General features: G+C 40.8%; 8 protein-coding genes and 1 pseudogene. All 9 read left to right on the top strand.

Annotation, left to right across the window (positions count from 1 at the left end; translation table 11 throughout):
• The first annotated feature begins 48 nt into the window (after positions 1-48).
• Complete coding sequence (locus JO950_RS08510) at positions 49-1,479, top strand: AcvB/VirJ family lysyl-phosphatidylglycerol hydrolase (RefSeq protein ID WP_202702256.1); 1,431 nt, start codon at positions 49-51, stop codon at positions 1,477-1,479.
• Positions 1,480-1,633: 154 nt separating this feature from the next.
• Positions 1,634-2,470 (top strand): alpha/beta fold hydrolase, encoded by an 837-nt coding sequence (locus JO950_RS08505; protein ID WP_202702255.1) that lies wholly within the window; start codon positions 1,634-1,636, stop codon positions 2,468-2,470.
• Position 2,471: 1 nt separating this feature from the next.
• A complete protein-coding gene (locus tag JO950_RS08500) occupies positions 2,472-2,966 on the top strand; it encodes an RNA polymerase sigma factor (protein WP_202702254.1) in 495 nt (164 codons plus the stop codon).
• Complete coding sequence (locus JO950_RS08495) at positions 2,953-3,522, top strand: hypothetical protein (protein ID WP_202702253.1); 570 nt, start codon at positions 2,953-2,955, stop codon at positions 3,520-3,522. The genes JO950_RS08500 and JO950_RS08495 overlap by 14 nt, the downstream gene beginning before the upstream one ends.
• 327 nt (positions 3,523-3,849) lie before the next feature.
• Complete coding sequence (ruvB, locus tag JO950_RS08490; RefSeq protein ID WP_017498167.1) at positions 3,850-4,872, top strand: Holliday junction branch migration DNA helicase RuvB; 1,023 nt, start codon at positions 3,850-3,852, stop codon at positions 4,870-4,872.
• A gap of 11 nt (positions 4,873-4,883) precedes the next feature.
• Positions 4,884-6,230 (top strand): cytochrome P450, encoded by a 1,347-nt coding sequence (locus tag JO950_RS08485; RefSeq protein ID WP_202702252.1) that lies wholly within the window; start codon positions 4,884-4,886, stop codon positions 6,228-6,230.
• Positions 6,227-7,153, top strand: a complete 927-nt coding sequence (queG, locus tag JO950_RS08480) for a tRNA epoxyqueuosine(34) reductase QueG (RefSeq protein WP_017498169.1) — start codon at positions 6,227-6,229, stop codon at positions 7,151-7,153. The genes JO950_RS08485 and queG overlap by 4 nt, the downstream gene beginning before the upstream one ends.
• Positions 7,154-7,423: 270 nt before the next feature.
• Positions 7,424-20,392 (top strand): gliding motility-associated C-terminal domain-containing protein, encoded by a 12,969-nt coding sequence (locus tag JO950_RS08475; protein WP_202702251.1) that lies wholly within the window; start codon positions 7,424-7,426, stop codon positions 20,390-20,392.
• Between the two features lie 478 nt (positions 20,393-20,870).
• A pseudogene (locus JO950_RS08470) lies at positions 20,871-23,548 on the top strand (hypothetical protein); the annotation flags it as partial.

The raw sequence follows: 23,548 nt of genomic DNA, 5'->3' as shown, positions 1-23,548 counted from the left end.
CCAACAGGTTTATAGTTTAAGATTTCGTAATGTTAAAAAACAATCAAGATGAACAAAGTCGTAACACTTCTTCTGTCGGTTTTTATTTTTGGGACTAATGTTTATGCCGTAACAACAGATACTTTAAGGGTTGGAGCATTTGGAAAAATTATGATATACAAACCTAAAACAACACCAACAGCGGTTGTTTTGTTTGTGTCAGGTGATGGCGGATGGAACAGCGGTGTCGTCGATATGGCTAAAAATATTGTCGACCAGGGAGCTGTGGTTGCGGGGATTGATATTCAGTATTATTTTAAGGAAATCAAAAAAGAAAAATCCAAATGTTATTATCCTGCCGGAGACTTTGAAGAGCTTAGTCTGATGCTGCAAAAAAAGATAAAGATGAAGCAATATCTAAAGCCAATATTGGCCGGATATTCTTCGGGAGCAACCCTGATCTATGGTATGCTGGCTCAGGCTCCCGCGAATACTTTTGGCGGAGCCATTGCTTTAGGGTTTTGTCCCGATATAGAAACCGACAGGACTTTATGCGATGGTTCCGGACTGACTTCACATGTTTTGAAAGAAGGAAAAGCTTATTTTCTGGAAAAAACCGAAAAATTATCGGCTCCTTTTATCGTCTTGCAAGGAATCACCGATCAGGTTTGTAATTATGCCGACACCCAAAAATACATGGAAGGCATGAAGCAGGGAAAACTAATCACACTGCCCAAAGTGGGACATGGTTTTTCTGTTACTAAAAACTGGCTGCCTCAATTTACAGCTGCCTTCAGGGAGATTTTGAATACCCCGAATTATAATCAGCAGAAATCAGAACAAAACCTTTTGCTGAAAGAACAGCACCTTGCACCTTTGCCTTTTGAAATGCCTTTAATCTTAATTCCAACAAAAAGTAAAGAGGAATCTTTGCCGGTCGCTTTTTTAATTTCAGGTGATGGGGGATGGACTAGTTTTGATCAATCTGTTGGTGAAGCATTGGCAGAGAAAGGAATTGCCGTAATAGGATTGGATTCCCAGAAATATTTTTGGAATGCCAAAACTCCTGCCGAGACTTCGAATGCAATAGCCAAAGCAGTTGAACATTATTTACAGCAATGGAATCGAAAAACATTTATACTTGCCGGTTATTCGTTTGGTGCTTCTGTAATTCCGTTTGTAGCAGGTAATTTTCCGGAACCCCTAAAAGAAAAATTAAAAGGATTGTATTTGTTGTCTCCGGATGTAAAAGCTGATTTTGAAATTCATATTGCAGACATGCTGAGTATGGAAAGTTCGAAGGACACTTTTGATGTGATTTCCGAAATAAAAAAAATCAAGTCCTATGATCCAATTTGTTTTTTCGGAGATGAAGAAGACGTTGCAACCCGCAATCGTTTCTCAGCAGCCGGAATCAAAACTATTGCTTTGCCCGGGTCACATCACTACAACAATGACTATAATAAAATAGCCGAGAGTATTCTGAAAGAGATTAAATAATTAAAGTAGCTGGATTATTCAGTTTTTTGCGGAACAAAAGCACGCGTGAAGTGCCGCAGATTAAGGGTTTATAATTTATTTTAAAAAAAAGTATTTTTTGAGGTAACAAATAGCATAGCACTGCATCAAAAGAGAAACTTTAAAAAATAACATTATGAAAACTAAATCAATTTTACTGATCGCATTGATGCTTCTTATTTCAAAATCTGTTTTTTCGCAAACCGCTTTTAAGGTTGATGTAAAAGGAAAAGGAGCACCTGTTTTATTATTTCCGGGTTTTGGCTGTACAGGAGAAGTGTGGAACGAAACCGTAGCCGAACTTTCTAAAAATTACGAATGCCATATTTTTACTTTTGCCGGGTTTGGAAATGTTCCTCCAATTGAAGGCCCTTGGTTGTCTACAATAAAAAACCAGGTTGTCTCTTATGTCAAAACGAAGAAACTAAAGAAAGCCACATTAATGGGTCACAGTTTGGGAGGAACTCTAAGTTTGTGGCTGGCAGCCGAAGAAACGAATTTGTTCAAAAAAGTAATCATCGTTGATGCTTTACCGGCAAGTGCAGCACTAATGATTCCTAATTACAAAGGAGAAGTTATTCCTTATGACAATCCACAAAGCAAAATGATGCTGGCTATGGACCAAAAGGCTTTCAATGCGATGAATTCCCAGACGACTTCTTATATGTGTCTGAACAAAGAAAAGCAAAAAACAATCAACGAATGGATGAATGCGGCCGACAGGAAAACCTATGTATACGGTTATATCGATATGCTTAATTTAGATTTACGTAAAGAAATTGCCCAAATTAAAATTCCGGTAGTAATTTTAGCGGCCACAAATCCCGATCTTGCTACCGTACAAAACACCTATAAAGCGCAGTATGAAAATCTGCCATCGGTGAAAATTTATTATGCAGCAAATTCGGCACATTTTGTAATGTACGATCAACCGGAGTGGTTCATGGAAAAAGTAAAATCAGAAATACGTTAAGGTGAATAAAAAAGAACAATTTAACGAGATATATAACAAACATTACAATAAAGTGTTTCGTTTGTGCAAAGGTTATTTTTGTGGAGATATTGCATTAGCTTCTGATGCAGCTCAGGAAGTTTTCATCAAGGTTTGGGAGCATTTAGATACCTTTCGGAATGAATCGAGTATCAGTACCTGGATTTACAGGATCACCGTTAATACCTGTCTTCTTTTTTTACGAAAATCATCTACGCGAAAAGAAATCAGAACAGATATACTGCCTAAGGTTGCTTCGGAAACGTATTCGGATGAAAAAGAAGAACAGCTTCAGCAAATGTATCAGTGCATACAAAAGCTCGAAGAAACCAATAAAATGATCATTCTGATGATCTTAGATGGTATCGAATATCCCGAAATATCAGAAGTAATCGGAATCACTGAAGAAACACTTCGGGTTAGAATCCATCGAATTAAAAAAAGTTTAACGCAATGTGTACAAAATGAAAACATTTGAAGATTTACAAAACATTTGGGATCAGCAAGCAGTATCCAATATAAAACCAGCCGCCAACGATGTCATTGAAAAGGCAGAAGCACATACTAAAAAAATAAAACGCAATCATCTTTGGACTAGAATAATTCTGAGTCTGACGGCAATCATACTGATCGTCTATTACATTTGGGTGGGAGCCTATAAACAAACTGTATTCAGTTTCGGATTGGGAATTATGATTACCATGTTGGTGGTCCGCATCGCTCTGGAGTGGAGGAGCGCAAGAAAATTCGAGAATTTAAAAACAGACGTTCCTTTAATCGAATACAGCAAGCAGGCTCAACACTTTTATCAATGGAGAAAAAAAATCCATTACATTTTTACGCCCATAATTTATATGACTTATGTTGCCGGCTTTACCTTGCTTTTACCCGTTTTTAAAGAAAATTTGTCCAAAGGGTTTTATCTCTATATCCTTGTTAGCGGATTTGGTTTTTTACTGTTTTTTGGAGTTATGTTGGTAAGAATCATTAAGAGGGAAGTAAAGCTCCTGGATTTCTTAAAAAACATTTCCTAAAAAGAGTATCGGAATTCAAATGGCGGATAACGAAGAGGTGTTCGTCATTAGTCCGGCAAAGGAATGATTTAGAACTTGAAACCTGAAACCTAAAACCTAAAACTTGAAACCTGAAACTTGAAACTTGAAACCTGAAACTTGAAACCTGAAACTTGAAACCTGAAACCTGAAACCTGAAACCTGAAACTTGAAACTTGAAACCTGAAACTTGAAACCTGAAACCTGAAACCTGAAACTTGAAACTTGAAACCTGAAAGCTGAAACCTGAAACTTCGAATTTGAAATGTAACTGTTTTACAAACTAATTTCTTTGTCTATCTTTGTAAAATGAATGAAAACTTAGATCCCACTACAAAAGGGTACAATCCGGAAGAATTAGATCTTGAAAAAAGATTGCGTCCACTGTCATTTGATGATTTTGCAGGACAAGATCAGGTTTTAGAGAACCTAAAGATTTTCGTTGCTGCCGCTAATCAGCGTGGTGAAGCACTTGATCACGCTCTTTTTCACGGACCTCCGGGATTGGGTAAAACTACTTTGGCGAACATTTTGGCCAATGAGCTTGAAGTGGGGATCAAAATTACTTCAGGGCCTGTTTTGGACAAACCGGGAGATTTGGCAGGTTTATTGACCAATCTTGACGAAAGAGACGTTTTATTCATTGATGAGATTCACCGTTTGAGTCCTATTGTCGAAGAATATTTGTATTCGGCTATGGAGGATTTCAAAATCGATATTATGATTGAATCCGGACCAAATGCCAGAACGGTACAAATCAATCTGAATCCTTTTACGCTGATAGGAGCTACAACGCGTTCCGGATTATTGACAGCCCCGATGAGAGCTCGTTTTGGAATCTCCTCCCGTTTGCAATACTATACTACTGAACTTTTGACCACCATTGTAGAAAGAAGTTCTTCTATACTTAAAATGCCAATTTCATTGGATGCCGCTATCGAAATAGCCGGTAGAAGCCGTGGAACACCTCGTATTGCCAATGCATTGCTGAGAAGAGTTCGCGATTTTGCACAGATTAAAGGAAATGGAACCATCGATATCGAAATTGCACGTTATGCCTTAAAAGCACTAAATGTAGACGCGCATGGATTGGATGAAATGGATAATAAAATTTTACTGACCATTATTAACAAATTCAAAGGTGGCCCCGTAGGACTTTCGACTTTGGCAACTGCTGTATCAGAAAGCAGTGAAACCATTGAAGAAGTTTACGAACCCTTTTTGATTCAGGAAGGTTTTATTATGCGTACACCACGCGGACGTGAGGTTACGGATAAGGCCTACAAACACTTAGGAAAAATAAATACCAACATTCAGGGCGGATTGTTTTAATCCTGTTAAGCATGTCTGAAAATAAAAAATACAAGTACCCGAATAAGCTTTCGATCGTAAGGTTCTTTTTAGATGCCGAAGGAGTGCGTAGAAACCCTATTCCTTATCATAAAAGATATTTTGATCAGTTTGGGGATTCTTTTTCGCTTCAGATAGGACGTTCGAAACACTTGATTTTATCGCGCGATAATGAGATTGCCCAGCATATTCTACAGAAAAATCAAAAGAACTATCACAAATCTAAATTTCAGTCCGTTTATCTTTCAAAATACTTAGGAAAAGGACTTTTGACCGTTGACGGTGATTTTTGGCTGAAACAAAGACGACTCATTCAGCCCGCGTTTCATAAACAGAAGATGAATCAGCTGGTTGAGAATATGAACGAGACAATCGTTTCAGAATTAAAGGAATTGGAGGAAGAAAAGTGCATTGACCTCTTTCCTGTTATGAGTGAGCTCGCATTTAATGTAGTGGCGAAATCACTGTTTCACCTTTCGATTTCGGAAGAGAAATTAAATCGTATCAAATACATCATCGAAGAAGTTCAGCATTTTTTGATCAAAGAAATTCGGCTTCCCCATAAAGCATGGTGGTTTTCGGTGAGTGGTCAGGTGGCAAAACATTTGGAACTGGCCGAAGAAAACAACCGAATCATTCAGGAAATTATCGACGAGCGAACCACTTCGGGAGAGCCCGTAAACGATTTGCTTCAGCTGCTTTTAGAAACCCGTTACGAAGATACCGGTGAAGGAATGTCGGTCAAACAACTGATCGATGAAATTAAGATTCTTTTTATTGCCGGACATGAAACCAGTGCCAACGCTTTAACTTTTACACTATATCTTTTGGGAAGAAATCCGGAGATACAGCAGAAAGTATTGGATGAAATTCTGGAAATCGAAGCACAAACAGAGAATGTAGTAGAACAATTGCAGAAGATGACCTATTTGAATGCCGTTATCAATGAAGCGATGCGCCTGTATCCGCCAGCCTGGATTACAGACCGGCAAAATGTTGAAGACGATACTATAGGACCGTATCATTTAAAAAAAGGAACACTAATTGGAGTTTCTTTTTATGAGTTGCATCGAAATCCTAAATACTGGGAAAATCCCGAAGAGTTTATTCCTGAGCGTTTTCTTGGGGAACAAAAGAAACACTCGATGCAATATTTTTATCCTTTCGGAGCCGGACCAAGAATGTGTATCGGAGCGGGATTTGCGATCTATGAAATGTGCCTTACTGTGGCTCATATTGTGAAAAAATATGTAATTAAATCGGAGACTGATACGGTTCAATTCAATCCGTTAATTACTTTAAAACCTGTTGGAATAGAAGTTTTATTCTCTAAAAGATGACAATCAATTCTAAAGAGACCTATTCAAAATTCATAAAAGCTGAAGCCAAAAGGCTTGGTTTTCTTTCTTGTGGAATATCCAAAGCAGGATTTCTGGAAGAGGAGGCGCCGCGTCTTGAAAAATGGTTAAACAACAACCATCATGGGCAGATGGGGTATATGGAGAACTATTTTGACAAACGTCTGGATCCTACTTTATTAGTAGATGATGCTAAGAGTGTAGTGTCGCTTTTACTAAATTACTACCCAACAGAAACTCAGACCGACGAAAGTTTTAAAATTTCGAAATATGCCTACGGTCAGGATTATCATTTTGTGATTAAAGAAAAATTAAAAGAATTTTTACACTCGATTCAGGAGAATATAGGAGAAGTATCAGGCCGTGCTTTTGTAGATTCGGCACCCGTTTTAGATCGGGCCTGGGCAGCAAAAAGCGGACTGGGCTGGATTGGTAAAAGCGGTAACCTGCTGACTCAAAAAGTAGGATCTTTTTATTTCATAGCCGAACTTATTCTGGATTTAGATTTAGAGTACGACCACGCTACAACAGATCATTGCGGGTCGTGTACCGCCTGTATTGATGCCTGTCCCACACAGGCAATAGTGGCTCCTCATGTAGTCGACGGCAGTAAATGTATCTCGTATTACACGATCGAACTCAAAGAAAACATACCTCATGAAATGAAGGGAAAGTTTGATGAATGGATGTTTGGCTGTGATACCTGTCAGGATGTTTGTCCGTGGAATCGGTTCTCAAAGCCGCATTCCGAACCTTTATTCAATCCCAATCCGGAACTGCTTTCTTTTTCTAAAAAGGATTGGATCGAAATTACCGAAGAGACTTTTCGGTTAGTTTTTAAAAATTCTCCTATCAAAAGAACCAAATTTGATGGCTTAAAACGCAATATTCTCTTTCTTGAATAAAACTAAAAACAGGATGTAGTTTGTCTTGTTTTTTTGTTTTTTTAATGATTTTAGGAGTTCTTATTTCGTTTTTTTATACAAATAAAACCCCTCTATACTTGTAACTTATTGATAATCAGTAAAGTACGACTTTAAATTGTTTCGATTCTGTAACTATCTAATAATCAATGCGTTTATTAAGGAGATAAGCTTTTTTTTATTAAATTTGTGTTAAGCCGCCCCAATGTTTTTACTGTTATTTCTTTGTTTTTAATTCAAAAATTTAAATTTATGAAATTAAATTACTCTGATAAATTACATAAAGGACTAAATAAAACGCTTTTCTTTTTTTTATTTGTACTTCCCGTTTATACTTTTTCACAGAATTGTACTGTAAATGCAAATGCAGACAGAACAATTTGTCCGGGTGGAGCAACAGCTTTACCGCCGGATCAGTTTTATTTACTGGGGACAGCCAATACGGCACCGGGGACTAATTTTATGGATGCTCCGAAATGGAGTCAGATAGGAGGGCCAGCGGTACAAATCGATGATCCGAACGCATTGCAAACCTTAATTAAGGGAGCGATTCCAGGAAATAGTTATACTTTTAGATTAACGGCTAAATGTGGCGACGATTCAACCATATTTGATGATGTTGTAGTGACGGTTTCGCCACTTACACGTGCAAATGCAGGACCAGATCAAACCTATTGTCAGGGGACATATCCACTTACCGGAAATACAGTTGGAGGAACAGAAACAGGAACCTGGAGTATTGTAGGAAATAATAATGCCGGAGTTACAATCAACAATCCAAATTCTCCCACTAGTACCATTTCGGTTTCCGGAAATAGTTCCGGTTCGACCACTTTAAGATGGACGATAACAAATGCATCCTGTACTTCAACGGATGACGTAGTTATTTCAAGCTTGGGCGGAAGAATGCCTGTTACCGCAGGAGCTGATATCACGCTTTCAAACTGTTATTCTGCAACTCAGACCGTTACTCTTAATGGGAGTTTTGGCGGAAGCACACCAGGACAGCAGCAAGGTACCTGGACAGTTGTTTCAGGACCTGGTATTCCAACTTTTACGAATGCCAATCAAAACAATACAACCGTAACAGGTCTGCTTGAAGGTACTTATGTTTTTAGATGGACTGTTGCCGGAACCTGTGCCAATGGAATGGATGAAGTAACAGTAGTGGTTCCGCCTCCAACAGCAGATGTTACCAATGTGAGTGGTTCAACCGCTTATTTTTGTGATGGCCGAACCTCAACAATCCTTCAGGGAACAATACCCCGATACGTAAATGAAAGTGTGCAGTGGACACAAACCGGAGGTCCGACAGCTGTAATTCAAAATCCGACTTCCCCTTCCACAGCAGTGTCAGGAATGACCACATTAGGAACCTATACTTTTTTGTACACCCTGACTAATAGTGTAACAAATTGCGTGACGACGGCTAACTATGTCGTCGTCTTAGAAGATATAATATCCATTTCAGGAGGTCCGGATCAGGTTCTGGGCTGTAATGAGTCTGAGGCAACAATTCCGGTAACTTTTGCAGGTAATGGGCAAATGAGCTGGCAGATCGTATCAGGCCCAAGTATCAACCCCATTCTGAATCCGCCCTATCCTTCGTTCCCGACACCTCCGGTGAATTTTTCAGGAAACAGTCTTACGATTAGTCAATTGACTTTTTCAGGAACTTATGTTGTTCGGTTAATTAAAGCGCCAAATCAGGGGAGTCAGTGTGAAACTGTTAATGATAATGTGACATTGGTGGTATCTGCAACTCCTACCACTTCGAGTGCTGGAACGATGCAGATAGTACCTTGTAATTCAACTTCCGGAACATTGGCAGGAAATCTGGTCGTTCGGGGGAAAGGAAAATGGTCACAGATTTCGGGCCCTAGCAGTGTGACTTTTTCTGATGTCAATAGCCCCACTACAACAGTATCTCCCTTAATTAACGGGGCATATAAATTTAGATGGACCATTTCCGGTGGAGAAGCTTGTGAGGTATCTCAAAGCACTTCTGAGGTTTTGGTATCCAGTGTTGCCCCTACAGCTGCTAATGCGGGACCTGATCAGGCAGTTTGTTTCGGGGCAAAAGTTCAACTACAGGGAAATGCTATACAGAACAGCGAAAATGGTACCTGGACAGTTTCTCCCAGTGCCGGTGTAATTATTAGCGATCCGGGTGATCCAAATACCAAAGTAAGCGGATTGGCTGCCAATACAACGTATACTTTTACCTGGACTATTGCAAACGGCTGCGGTACGTCGGCAGATACAGTTGATGTTGTTACCAATGGAACAGAAGGAGCGGATGCCGATGCAGGAGCTGCTCAATGTTTTCCAACCGGTACCAGCACGATTACCTTAAAGGGAAATGATCCTGCTCCCGGAACCGGTATTTGGACTCAGACCGCAGGAACATCAGTAACCATTACAAATCCAACGCAATATAATACTACGGTAACAGGATTAAGTGACGGAGATTATACTTTCAAATGGACCGTTAGTAATGTGGGCTGTACTGATGGTGAAGATAGTGTAGGTATAACTATAGCACCAGATATTACTGTAGCTCAGGCAGGTCCTGGTCAAAGACTATGTGCGAATAATACAACAGTAACGGCAAATGCACCAGCTTCCGGAGAAAGCGGCCTATGGGAATTGGTTAGTGGAGGAGACGGACCTGTTATTACAAATCCGACTAGTCCCACTACTACAATCACGGGACTAACTTCAGGTTCTTGGGTGTTCAAATGGACCATCTCAAGAGGATTCTGTGCGAGTACATCAGCTACGGTACAGCTTAATGTTGATGAAGGTCCTTCACCGGCAATCGCAGGACCTGATCAAACGGTTTGTAATCAAAATTCGGTTACGCTCGGGGCAACTCCTCCGGTGATTGGCAATGGAATCTGGTCGTTAGTCAGCGGACCCAATTCGCCTGTGTTTTCAGATGCTAGAGCGGCTAATTCAACTTTATCCGGACTTATAACGGGAGAATATATTTTAGAATGGACAACCTCTACAGGAATAAATTGTTCGACAAACCAAGATCAGATGACTGTAAAAGTAACGGAAGTTGCAGCTGCGGGGTCTGATTATGCCACCTGCTTAGAGGGACCTTTATATTTAACGGGTAATCCCAACAGTACAGGAACCTGGACTTATGTTTCCGGAGGAGCAGGAGCTCCAACCATTACAACAACCAGTAACAATAGCGCGGCAGTAACTAATTTAATACCGGGTGTTTATGTATTTCGATATACTATTGCGGCACAAGGCCTTTGTCCTGAAACGTCAGATGATATTCAGGTAACGGTAAACGGTCAGATTACAACACCTCCAAATGCGGGGCCTGATCAGGAATTTTGTGATGTAGGTGCAGGAGGATTTCAGCTGGCAGCTTCGACACCTGATCCCGGAACAACAGGAAAATGGACCCTATTATTTGGCCCGGGAACGGGATCTTTTGTAAACGATACCGATCCTAATACGATGTTTATAAATCCGGGTTATGGCTTTTATGTGTTTAACTGGACCGTTAGTTCAGGAACCTGTAGTGAGTCGGATCAAATTAGGATTGAGAATTCAGAACCGCCTTCACAGGCCATTGCGGGTGGGGATAAAAGTATTTGTGGATCTGTGACAGATCTAACGGCAATTCCACCACTGGCAGGAGTGGGAAAATGGGCTCAGGTTTCCGGACCAACTACAGCGGTATTTAGTTCTGATATTATGCCTACTACAACGGTTAGCAATCTGACACAAACAGGAGGGGTATATGTTTTTAGCTGGACCGTTAGCAATGGAGCGCTTTGTCCGTCTACAACAGACTCGGTTCAAATTACGGTGACTGCAGATTTAACAATTCCTAATGCCGGACCTGATCAGACGATTTGTGAATCTGATAGTGCAATTTTAGCCGCCAATGCCATTGCAGTTGGAACGGGGCAATGGTCAAAAACCAGTGGACCGGCAGGAGTTTTTTCTGCTGCTTCGAGTCCGACTTCTACATTTACACCAAGTGCTTCGGGAACTTATGTTTTGAGATGGACAGCCACAAATCTGAGCTGTCAATTTTTTGATGAGCTGACTTTAACGGTTAACCCTCTGCCATCCACTTCAAATGCGGGAACTCCAATTAGTATCTGTGAATTTCAAACACTTACTCTGGCAGCAAATACACCAATAATCGGAACGGGTTTATGGACACAAGTTTCAGGGCCGGTAACGGTGAGTTTTACAGATGCCACTTCGCCAACAACAACGGTTCTGGGAACACAGGCAGGTAATTATGTTTTTAGATGGACGATTACAAGCGGAGTGTGTGCATCAAGTTCCAGTACTGTTTCAGTAACTGTAAATGCATTGCCGCCTTTAGCAAATGCAGGAGCCGATCAGACGATTTGTAATACGGGAACCGCAACCTTAAATGGAAACAATCCGGTAACAGGAACTGGTATTTGGACTTTTGTCACGAATCCCGGAGGCACGGCAGTAATCACCAATGCCAATGCTTTTAATACTACGGTAACGAATATATCAGTAGGGACAACGCGATTAAAATGGACGATCAGCAATGGTTCTTGTAATTCTTATACAGATGAAGTCAATATAGTACGGCCTTCTGACTTAGTTCTTCCGGCATTAACAAGTGACACCACCATTTGCGAAGGAGGTACCACAACTTTTACGGCTAGCCCAACCGGAAGTATAGCTCCTTATACCTATCAATGGCAAACTTCTGCCAATGGCGTAACGGGCTGGGCCAATATTTCAGGGCAAACGAATGCTTCTTTTTCCACTAATAATGCTTTAACAACCGGAGATTATTATAGAGTAATGGTTTCGAGTACTTGTACACAGGTTACGAGTAATGTGGCAAAACTTACGATTATTGCGGACCCCGTTGTCACAATTCAGCCAACAGGAAGTACAATTTGTTCGGGAGATACACATACGATGACGGTCGCTGCGACAACTACCAATACCGCTGCAGGAACGATTGGGTATCAATGGCAAAGTTCGGTGAATGGAACTTCGGGCTGGACCAATGTTTCAGGAGGAAGTGGAGCCAATACCGCAACTTATACTACAGCGGCCTTAACATCGAATTTGTATTTTAGGGCACAAATTACACAATCGGGAAGCGGCTGTGAAACCTTCTCCAATGCGGCATTGGTCAATGTTGCACGAATTACAACGCAACCTGCAACTCCGGCGGCTATTTGCGTAGGTGGAATTGTAAGCATTACTATTGCTGCCACACTAGATGGAGGTGCGGGAACGCTTAGTTATCAATGGCAAAGTAATTCAGGTGCGGGTTTTGTAAATGAAACCAATGGGACGGCAACAACCGCTAATTTTACGTCTGATGTTTTAAATACTACCACCCAGTTCAGATGTCTCGTGACCTCATCAACAACCAATTGTGTATTGACTTCAAATACGGTTACAGCAACTGTAGTCGCTGATCCTGCCATATCAGTTCCGCCAACAGGCGGAATTGTCTGCTCAGGCGGAGCATTTACCTTATCGGTTACAGGAACAGGCGGAACTCCGTCTTTAAATTATCAATGGTACAGCAGTTCAGATAATATAAGTTTTGCGCAAATATCCGGTGCGACTTCCAGTACCTATACCACTCCGGCATTAACACAGGATACTTATTATCGTGTGGATGTTTCGGCTACCGGAAACGGTTGTGGTCTGGTATCTTCCAATAGCGTATTAGTGGATGTAATTCCTGATCCGGTTGTGAACCAGCAGCCTATTGGAAATACAATCTGTTCCGGTGCGACACATACCATGACAGTCGCAGCTTCGGGCGATCCTTTGGGAGGAACTTTGATTTATCAATGGGAAAGATCGGCAAACGGTACAACAGGCTGGGCCAATACAACCGGAGGAAGTGGTGCCACAACAGCCGCTTACACCACCGGAGCGTTAACTTCTACTTTTTATTACAGAGTAAGAGTGAGACAAGCTGCAAATGGCTGCGAAGTTTATTCAGACGCCGTAGCAGTATTTGTGGCAACTATTGCTACCCAGCCAGTAACTCCAGTGGCTATATGTGTGGGAGGAATTGTAAATATTAGTATTTCGGCTTCTTTAAATGGAGGTACGGGATCACTTAGTTATCAATGGCAAAGTAATTCGGGTTCAGGTTTTGTGAATGAAACCAATGCAACGGCAACTACGGCTAATTTTACTTCAGATATATTAAATGGAACTACACAATTCAGATGTTTAGTGACCTCATCGACTACCAATTGTACTTTAACCTCCAATACCGTTACAGCAACAGTGGTTCCGGATCCATCTATTACCGTTCAGCCAACAGGAGCGACAATTTGTTCGGGAGGAAATCATACTTTATCGGTAACCGGAGCGAATGGAACTCCGACCTTAACGTATCAATGGTATAGCAGTACAAATAATGCGACTTTTACAGCCATAAGCGGGGCAACGGCAGCAACTTATGCAACTCCTGCTTTAACACAAACTACTTATTATAAAGTTGAGGTTTCGGCCAGTGGAAACGGATGTAATACCATTACTTCGAACGTAGCGACCGTAACGGTTTTGTCGGCCATTACCATAGTGACACAGCCGGTGTTTAGAACAAACATCTGCAGTGGTTCAAACGCCACCTTAAATGTAGTAGTGGCAGGAGGTTCCGGAAATTATGCGTACCAATGGAAAAGCTCTGCTGCTTTAGCGGGTCCGTTTACTGATATTTCGGGTGCAAATTCGGCATCTTATACGACTCCAAACTTAACGGTGACTACTTTTTATCAGGTGGCCATTTCTGATCCTACTCAGGGATGTATACCAATTTTATCGAGTATTGCTTCCGTAATTATTCCAAGTATTACGACTCAGCCTGTTAATCCGAATACCGTTTGTGTGGGAGGAACAGTGTTGATGTCAACAGCGGCTTCTGCTAACAATGGGTCGGCTTCGTTTACCTATCAATGGCAGCGTTCTTCTGACGGGGTTAATGGTTGGGCTGATATTACCGGAGAAATCAGAGCACAAAATCCGAATTATTTGACGGGACCACTTTCAGTTACAACTTATTATCGTTGTGTAATCACTTCGTCAAATCCAAACTGTACTCTTATTACCAATGTTGTAGTAGCAAGTGTTATTCCGGATCCAACGATAGGCATACAGCCCGTGGGCGGAAATATTTGTGAAGGAGGTGTGTTTACGATGACATCAACTGCCCAAAATGGTTCCGGAAACTTTACCTATCAGTGGCAAAAATCGTTGGATGGAACAACAGGCTGGGCAAACGTAACGGATGGTTCAGGAGCCAATACAACAACTTATACCACCGGTTTTGTAAATGCCGATGCGTATTACAGATTAAATGTAACAGATTCAGGTGTTGGATGCGGAACTATAAATTCTAATCCGGCGAAAGTAGATGTTTTTGAGATTCCAATAATCAGCACACAGCCAAAAGATGGGGAAGCCTGTATTAATGAGACTCATACTTTTACCGTTGTGGCAGCAGGAAATATTTCCGGAAGCCCAATATTGTATCAATGGCAAAGTGCTGCTGCTTTGGCAGGACCTTATACAGATGTAACAGCTGGAGTTGGCGGTACAACAGCTTCTTATACAACACCGGCTTATGCGACCGCAGGAAACCGTTATTTTAGAGTTATGATCTCTCAGGCTGAATCCGGTTGTCGTACCTTTTCCAATCAGGTAACCTTACAAGTTTTTAATCTTCCGACCGCCCCAGTTGGTGCAGTAACAGAACAGCCTTCCTGTACCATTGCTACAGGGACTGTTAATATCACGAATCCGGATCTGGGTACCGGTTATGAATATAGCAGTGATGGAACAACTTTTCAGGCCAGCAACGTTTTTACAGGTTTACCTTCCGGAAACGTAACGATTTATGTCAGACGGGTAGGGCTGAATACTTGTATTTCGTCAGGGACTATCTTTACTATTTTTAACAGAATTTGTGCAGTTCCAGAAAATTTTGCCTCAATCTCCGGAGACACAGGTGGAAGTACCGCACCACATTCTATATTAGACAGCGATACCATAAACGGAGTGATTTTGAATCCTTCATCGGTTAATGTGACCATAAACTCTATTTCAAGTTATTTAACCTATGATTTTAATCCGCTATCCAGAACCATTTCTGTGGCACCGGGAACACCAGCGGGAGATTACACCTTAACTTACACGATATGTGAAATTGTAAACCCGGGAAATCCGTCAGATCCTTCCAATTTTAAAAATTGTTCTACAGCAACAGAGGTAATTAGTGTAACCACTGCCGGAATTGATGCCAAAATCGATATTGTTAGGTATCTCGTAAATGGATACACGGGAGCTAACAATGTAATCAATGCCCTGACGAATGACAGATTGGCCAGTGCACAGGCAACATTATCTAATGTGACACTTTCTGTAGTAAATCCGGCCTTGCCGATTGACCCTTTGGTTACAACAGTTCCGTATCTGGATATTACCACCGGAAATGTAAATGTTCCGCCGGGAACTGTAAAAGGGCTATATGAAATTGAATATAAGATTTGCGAAATTGGAGTCCCTACAAATTGTGATACTGCATTTATTTTGGTTCCTGTTGGAAATGCATTAATTGTAGCGAATGATGATAAAGTAGAAAATATAAATGGTTATTTAGGGCAAATGAACGCCGCAAACGCTTTAACCAATGATAGTTTAAACGGAGTTCCAATTACAGCAGCAAATTTTGATGAAATAACAATAACACAAAATATAGCTGCTACACCTTTGTATCCTGGTGCTAATGTGCCTGTCTTTAGTTCTGCGACAGGAAGTATTAGCATTCCTGCAGGAACTCCGGCCAATACTTATTTTATCACTTATACTATTTGCGAAAAATTAAACCCAACCAATTGTGCAGACGCTAGTATTGCAGTTGTCGTAAAAGCTGCTCCGCTAATTGTAAATGACGATCAGGTAAACAATGTAAACGGTTACGAAGGCGGGGTAGATGTGATTAATGTTTATACCAATGCAGCAGGCGCTGATACTTTTGACGGGCAAGTCATTAATATCAATTTGGCCAATTTATTGACTCCATCCATTTTAACACCTGCCCAGCCTAAAGTTCCGGGAGCTCCGGTTCCGGAATTGGATGTTTCGTTAGGTTTTGTGACTGTTCCACCGGGAACTCCGGCAGGGCAATATCAAATTAAATATCAGATCTGTGAAGACCTTAATCCCGGCAATTGTGATGATGCAATTGTAATCATTAATGTAGTTGCACCAATTATTGAAGCCATTGATGATACCGTTTTAAATGTGAATGGTTATGATGGAGCAGACGATATTATCAATATTTATGATAACGATTTACTGAATGGAGGCATGCTGGACCTTCCGGATATTACGACAACCGTTATATCAACTCCAGCGGCTATAAATGGCGGTCCGGTTCCGACACTTGACAGCGTTACCGGTTTAGTAGACGTTCCCCCGGGCACACCGGCAGGAGAATATAAGTTTGTGTATAAAATATGTGAGAATCTAAATCCGACGAATTGTGATCAGGCAGTCGTTACCATTATAGTTGTTCCTGCGCCAATTGATGCCGTAGATGATGCTAATTTTGCCCCAATTAATGGGTTTGTTGGTGATCCGAATGCTTTAAATGCTTTAAACAACGATACCTTAAATGGTTTGGCAGTAATTCCTTCGGAAGTAACGATTACTAATATTATTCCGGCAACACCTATTAATGGAGGTCTCGTTCCGGTATTAAACGCAACAACAGGAAACGTAAGCGTACCACCGGGCACTGCAGCGGGAATTTACTTTATAGGTTATCAGCTGAATGAAAAACTAAACTTGTCAAATAACGATGCTGCTATTATAACCGTTGAGGTTTCGGCTCCGTTAATTGTCGCAAATGATGATACCATTGCTAATGTCAACGGATATGTAACGACCAACAATGCAATTGATGTTTTACTAAATGATACTCTTAACGGAACTGCAGCTAATATTTCGAAAGTAAACATTACAGTTGACGTTCCCGCAACAGCAATAAACGGAGGCCCGGTTCCGGTATTAGAACCGCTAACAGGATTTGTTCGTATTCCGGCAGGAACTCCGGCTGGCGATTATGAAATTAAATACCACATTTGCGAGAAAATAAATCCGCTGAATTGTGACAATGCTACAGTTTTCATTAATGTAACAGGAGCTCAAATAGATGCCGTGAATGATGCCGTGGCCAATATCAATGGTTTTACAGGAGCAGTTAATGTACTAAATGCACTAACGAACGATACTCTAAACGGAGCGGCCGTTATTCCTTCTCAGGTAACTATCAGTAATGTAGTTCCGGCAACACCAATTAATGGCGGAGCGGTACCAGTTCTAAATCCTTCAAACGGAAATGTAAATGTACCGGCAGGAACCGCAGCGGGAACTTACACCATTCAATATCGCTTGAACGAAAACTTAAATCCTGCCAATTTTGATACGGCAACTATAACTATTGATGTTATAGCGCCAACGATCGTCGCCAATGCAGATAACGCAGGTACGATTAATGGGTATACAGGTGCAACCAACATCCTAAACGCTATTACAAATGACAGACTGAACGGTTCGGATATTCAATTGGTTAACATTGATATTACATCTGTAAGTAGAATAACTCCAACAGGATATGTTTCCGGCAACCCGGTTCCGGTATTGAATACAGCGACAGGAAATGTCGATGTACCGGCAGGAACTTCAGCAGGAATTTACGTTATTCACTATCGTATTTGCGAAAAACTAAATCCGTCCAATTGCAGTGAGGCAGATATAACCGTAAACGTTATTGCCCCAATTATTGATGCTAATAATGATTTTGCAAGTAATATTAACGGCTATGTTGGTGCAAACAATGTAGTAAATGTGCTAACTAATGATGCTCTTAATGGAGTAACAGCACAAGCCACTCTGGTTAATATCAGTGTTTTGAGTACTACGCCACCGTCAACATCAACAAATGGAATTGTTCCGGTATTGAATACCGCTACAGGAAATGTAAATGTACCACCAGGAACCTCTGCAGGGACTTATTTCATTCAATATCAAATTTGCGAAAAACTAAATCCGACGAATTGTGATCAGGCAACGATTATCATAATTGTAAACGCACCTCCGATAGTTGCCGAAGATGATACCATCACAAACGCAAACGGCTTATCAGGAATAAATAATGTACTGAATGCTTTTACAAACAATGATACGTACAACGGAGTTCTTCTAACAGATGTGAGTTTAATTAACCCAACAATAATCAGTGGGGCAACTTCTATCAATGGTGGACTGGTTCCTGTCTTAGATCTGGCGACTGGTTTTGTTAGCATTCCGGCAGGTACACCGGTGGGAACTTATCAGATTAGATATAGAATCTGCGACAAATTAAACCCGGCAAATTGCGACGATGCCATTATTACTGTTGTAGTAGCGGTTCCGACAATTGTTGCGAATGATGATGCCGCTGACAATATTAATGGATTAACCGGAGCAAGTAATGTTTTAAATGCGTACGCCAACGATACTTTAAACGGAACAACAATTCTGCAGACCAATATTAATAGTACGCTTATTACCGCGGCAAACTCCATAAACGGAGCTGCAGTTCCTGTTTTAAATATTCTTACCGGTGCTGTAGATGTTCCTGCGGGTACGGCTGCGGGAATATACTCTATTGTATATAAAATTTGTGACAAATTAAATCCGTCAAATTGCGATGAAGCGGTTATCAAAATAACGGTAGCACAACCTTCCATTCAATTGCTTAAACAAGGTGTTTTCGTTGACTCCAATGGTGATGGGTATGCACAGCCGGGAGAGCAAATTCGTTATTCCTTCGTTATTACCAATACGGGAACTTTAGATTTAAACAATGTGGTGGTAACCGATCCAAAGGCAAATATTACAGGTACACCAATCGCAGTATTGGGAGTGGGGCAATCCAATACAACAAGTTATAAAGGCACTTATGTGTTGACTCAGGCAGATATTAATCTGGGCTATGTCGAAAATCAAGCTTTGGTTACAGCACAGCCGACTAGCGGATCAGCCATTCAGGATTTGTCCGACAGTAATGATCTTACCTTAATTGGACCTAATGACCCTACAATTACTCCGGTGCCTCAACATAAAGAACTAACTTTAATAAAAGGTGGAAAATTAACCGGAAATGGCGGAGTAGGTTCAATCATCAATTATAGTTTTACGGTTAAGAATACCGGAAATGTAGTACTCACCAATTTGGTTGTAACAGATCCGATGTTAACAGCGACAACCATTGCTGTTTCTCCTAATGTACTCGCACCGGGAGCAACAGGAGCAGCCACAGCATCGTATACCGTAAATATTGCAGACGTTGCCAAAGGAGTAGTAATCAATTCGGCACTTGCAATTGGAGATGACCCTCAGGGGAATCCGGTTACCGATATCTCCGATAGCGATGACCCCACTTTAATTGGTGATGATGATCCAACGGTTGTTAATTTAAGCCTTAAACCTTCTATTGCACTGATCAAAACGGCTACTTTTAATGATGAAAACAAAAATGGATATGCTGAGGTAGGGGAAACAGTTACGTATCGCTTTAGCATAACCAATACCGGAAATATTATACTCGTAAATGTTGTCGTTAAAGATCCTAAACCTGGAGTAACTATTACCGGTGATCCGGTGATTCTAAAACAGGGAGAGACAAATTCTAATAACTTTGTTGGAACCTATGTTTTAACAGCTGCTGATCTCGAGGCAGGGTCTGTAGAAAATCAGGCTGAGGTGAGTGCCGTCAGCCCGGACGGGCAAATTGCAAAAGACTTGTCTGATGGAAATTCTATTTTAGGAGACAATCCTACCGTACTGCCATTAGATGCTTGTAAAATTACAGTTCACAATGCATTTTCACCTAATAATGATGGGATCAATGAAGTTTTTAAAATTGATGGGGTCGAATGTTATCCTGATGTAACGGTAGAAATTTATGACCGTTGGGGAGTTCTGGTTTATGATGCTCATGGTTATAATAATACGTCAGTTGCCTTTAGAGGAATTTCAGAAGGAAGGGCAACTGTGAATAAACAAAAAGGATTACCGGTTGGTACTTATTTTTACGTGATTACGTATAAAACGTATTTAAACGAACCGGTAAGTTTAATGGGGTATTTGTATTTTTCTAAATAATATAAAATACTGGAAAACAGTATTTTATATTTAAAAAGCGCAACATTGTTGCGCTTTTTTTTATTGCAATTTTGTCATTATATTCTTTAAAAGTGTAATATATACATAATATAGCTCCTCATTTTTACCGCTTCGTTATCAAATAGTCATTTTTTTTGTAGTCAAAAGAGTATTAGGGTTTATAAAAAATGTCATTCATCGTTAATTCGGGTAGTTTGTCGAAAAATATAGCTGATAACCAGTTGTTTGCATATTTTCGCGCCTCCAAAAACTACTAATTTAACCAAAAGACATTTTGTGTCTTGAACCTATATACCTATGGTCCAAACGCTACCCTTTTTTGATAAAGCTTTTAAAAAGCACTTTTTAAGACTTCAAAAAACCATTCCTGTTTTTTTCTCGTATTTATCCAATGTGCTGAAAACCACTATTGTTTTTTCAGTATCTGGTATTTCTATTTCTAAAAACCCAGTTGTTTATGTGTAACTTTACTTTTATAAAGAATGTTTTTATAACATTTTCTTTTTTATTATTATCTGTAAATACAATTTCTGGGCAATGTCTCCCAGGGCAAATGCCTTCCAGTACTACCACTCATGTATATGCTGCAAGCGTAACGTCAAATACAGGTGTCGCTAATGGAACGAATGCAACAGGAAGTGACGATAATACTGTGGCCACTTTTGATAGTAGTAGTGATGTGCTTGTTCTTGATATGGGCACTACTATTAATAGCGGTACTTCTGTAAAAGTTAATGGAGGCGATGGAGGGAAACTTGATTTACGTGTTAGGGCAGGTACTACTGGTGCATGGACCTCTGTTGGAACCGATTTATCATTAGATTATACTTTTTCATCTCCTATTAATTGGAGATACATAGAGGTCAAAAGAGGGAGTAATTTTAGTGGAAATGTAACGTTGAGTTCTATCGATGCTTCGGTAGTCACTACAACATGCGTTATAGATCCAAATTTTACAGTTGATACAGATGCTGATGGAGTACCGGATTGGAAAGATTTAGATGATGATAATGATGGTATTCTCGATACCGTTGAATGTTTAGGCTGCTCTGTTAAGTTTGCAAATGGAGGATTTGAAGATCCGGTAATTGCGGGTAGTACCTATACTTTGTTAAACCAAACGGCTGTTCCCGGTTGGAATACTACTGCTACTGATGGCCAGATAGAAATTTGGAAATCTGGATTTATGGGGGTTCCTGCTGCTGAAGGAAATCAATTTGTAGAACTTAATGCCAATCAGGTTTCTACTCTTTATCAAGAGTTTTGTTTAAATGGAGCCGGAGGTACTGTTACCTGGTCTTTAAAGCACAGAGGAAGGGAAGGCACTGACATTGCAAGTGTTAACATGGGAGAAACTGTAGCAACAGCAACCGAACAAGTTAGAATGTCAGATGGTAATTCGTCGTGGGGATCCTACTCAGGGACGTATACCATCGCACCGGGAAAAACGGTACTTGTAATTGCTTTTAAATCTATTTCATCAAATGGGTCGAGTGGTGCTTCATCTGTAGGAAATTTTCTGGATGATATAAAAATAACGATTAATGAGTCTTGTGCAGATACAGACGGAGATGGTATTCCTAATTCTTTAGAAACAGATAGTGATAATGATGGCTGTACTGATGCAAACGAATACTATAATAATACAACTGCAGACGGAGGTGATGGAGGTGCCTATGGCGTCGGAAAGCCGGCAGTTGATCTTAACGGGAAAGTAACTGCAGCATCCTATACCGGTAGTTACACAAATGTTACAAAAGCAACAAAAGTTACTGTAACAACTCCTCCGGCTAATCAAACGGTAGCGATTTGTAAATCAGCAACTTTCTCGGTGGTAGCAAATGCCGCTAATGCTATATCTTATACAAATGGAGTACCAAATTATACAGTTCCGCCAGCTACGGATGTTTCGGGTTCTATAACATATCAATGGCAGGAAAATGGAGTTAACTTAACGAATACCGGGGTATATAGTGGAACCACTACAGCTAATTTAGGAATTTCAAATGTATCCGGATTAAATGGAAAAATATATACTGTAATTGTTAAACATCCGGATAATGTTTGTTTTAGCGCATCGCCTAATGCAACATTAACGGTAGCTCCGTTGCCGGCAGCACCAACTATTGGAACGATAACACAACCAACGTGTACGGTTTCAACCGGAAGTGTTGTCTTAAGCGGATTACCGACTGGAAATTGGACGATTACAAGATCGCCTGGAAATGTAACTACTACAGGAACAGGAGCAAGTACAACTATCACAGGTCTTCCGGCTTCGGGAACCTATACTTTTAGAGTGACCAATGCAGATGGATGTTCTTCAGCAGCTTCATCGAATGTCGTAATTAATGCACAGCCAGTTGCTCCGGCAGCTCCGGTAGCGACTGCTGCAACTGTGATAACTTGTAACAGCTTTACCGCTAATTGGAATGCTGCTGCGGGGGCGACTTCATATGGATTGTCAGTCTCTAACAATAGTAATTTTAGTTCTCATGTCAGCACTAATTTAGATGGCAGGGATTTGGGGAATACTGCTACTTCATACAGCGTTACAGGATTAGCTCCCGGAACTTATTTTTATAGAGTTTGGTCCTACAATAGTTGTACAACAGGTGTTGTTTCTAATGTAATTCAGGTTACTTTAAATCCGGCGGTTTCTATAGCGCCATTCTCACCCACAACATCTAGTCGTTGTCAGGGAGCCGGAACAGTAACAAGAACGACTACAGCTACTAATGCAACAGGAATCACATATAGCCTCGATGCAGGAAGTCTTGCAGGAGGAAATACAATAGATGCGGTAACCGGAACAGTTACTTATGCAGCAACATGGTCGGGCACAACTACAATCACTGCAAGTGCAGCAGGCTGTAATGGTCCTGTAACCACCACTCATGTAGTTACGGTGAATGCGTTTGCAGGCACTGCCAATAATACCACTCCAACGACCGCTATTTGCGAAACGGCTACCAAAACCTTAACTGCTACACCTGCGGGAGGTACCTGGAGCATTATTTCAGGAGGCGGAAGTATTACAGGATCGGTTTACACGCCAGCTGATGTTACAGCAGATACAGCGGTAACGATAAGATACACGGTTGCTTCTAACGGAAGTTGTGCTGCTAGCAGTTC

Source organism: Flavobacterium sp. UGB4466, assembly GCF_903469665.1.
Classification (GTDB): Bacteria; Bacteroidota; Bacteroidia; order Flavobacteriales; family Flavobacteriaceae; genus Flavobacterium; species Flavobacterium lipolyticum.
Note: the sequence above shows the minus strand (reverse complement) of the source record. Positions and strands in the feature narration are given on the sequence as shown.

Coding starts and splice junctions, on each gene's coding strand:
- JO950_RS08510 (WP_202702256.1), top strand. CDS start 49: ATGAACAAAGTCGTAACACTTCTTCTGTCGGTTTTTATTTTTGGGACT.
- JO950_RS08505 (WP_202702255.1), top strand. CDS start 1,634: ATGAAAACTAAATCAATTTTACTGATCGCATTGATGCTTCTTATTTCA.
- JO950_RS08495 (WP_202702253.1), top strand. CDS start 2,953: ATGAAAACATTTGAAGATTTACAAAACATTTGGGATCAGCAAGCAGTA.
- ruvB (WP_017498167.1), top strand. CDS start 3,850: ATGAATGAAAACTTAGATCCCACTACAAAAGGGTACAATCCGGAAGAA.
- JO950_RS08485 (WP_202702252.1), top strand. CDS start 4,884: ATGTCTGAAAATAAAAAATACAAGTACCCGAATAAGCTTTCGATCGTA.
- queG (WP_017498169.1), top strand. CDS start 6,227: ATGACAATCAATTCTAAAGAGACCTATTCAAAATTCATAAAAGCTGAA.
- JO950_RS08475 (WP_202702251.1), top strand. CDS start 7,424: ATGAAATTAAATTACTCTGATAAATTACATAAAGGACTAAATAAAACG.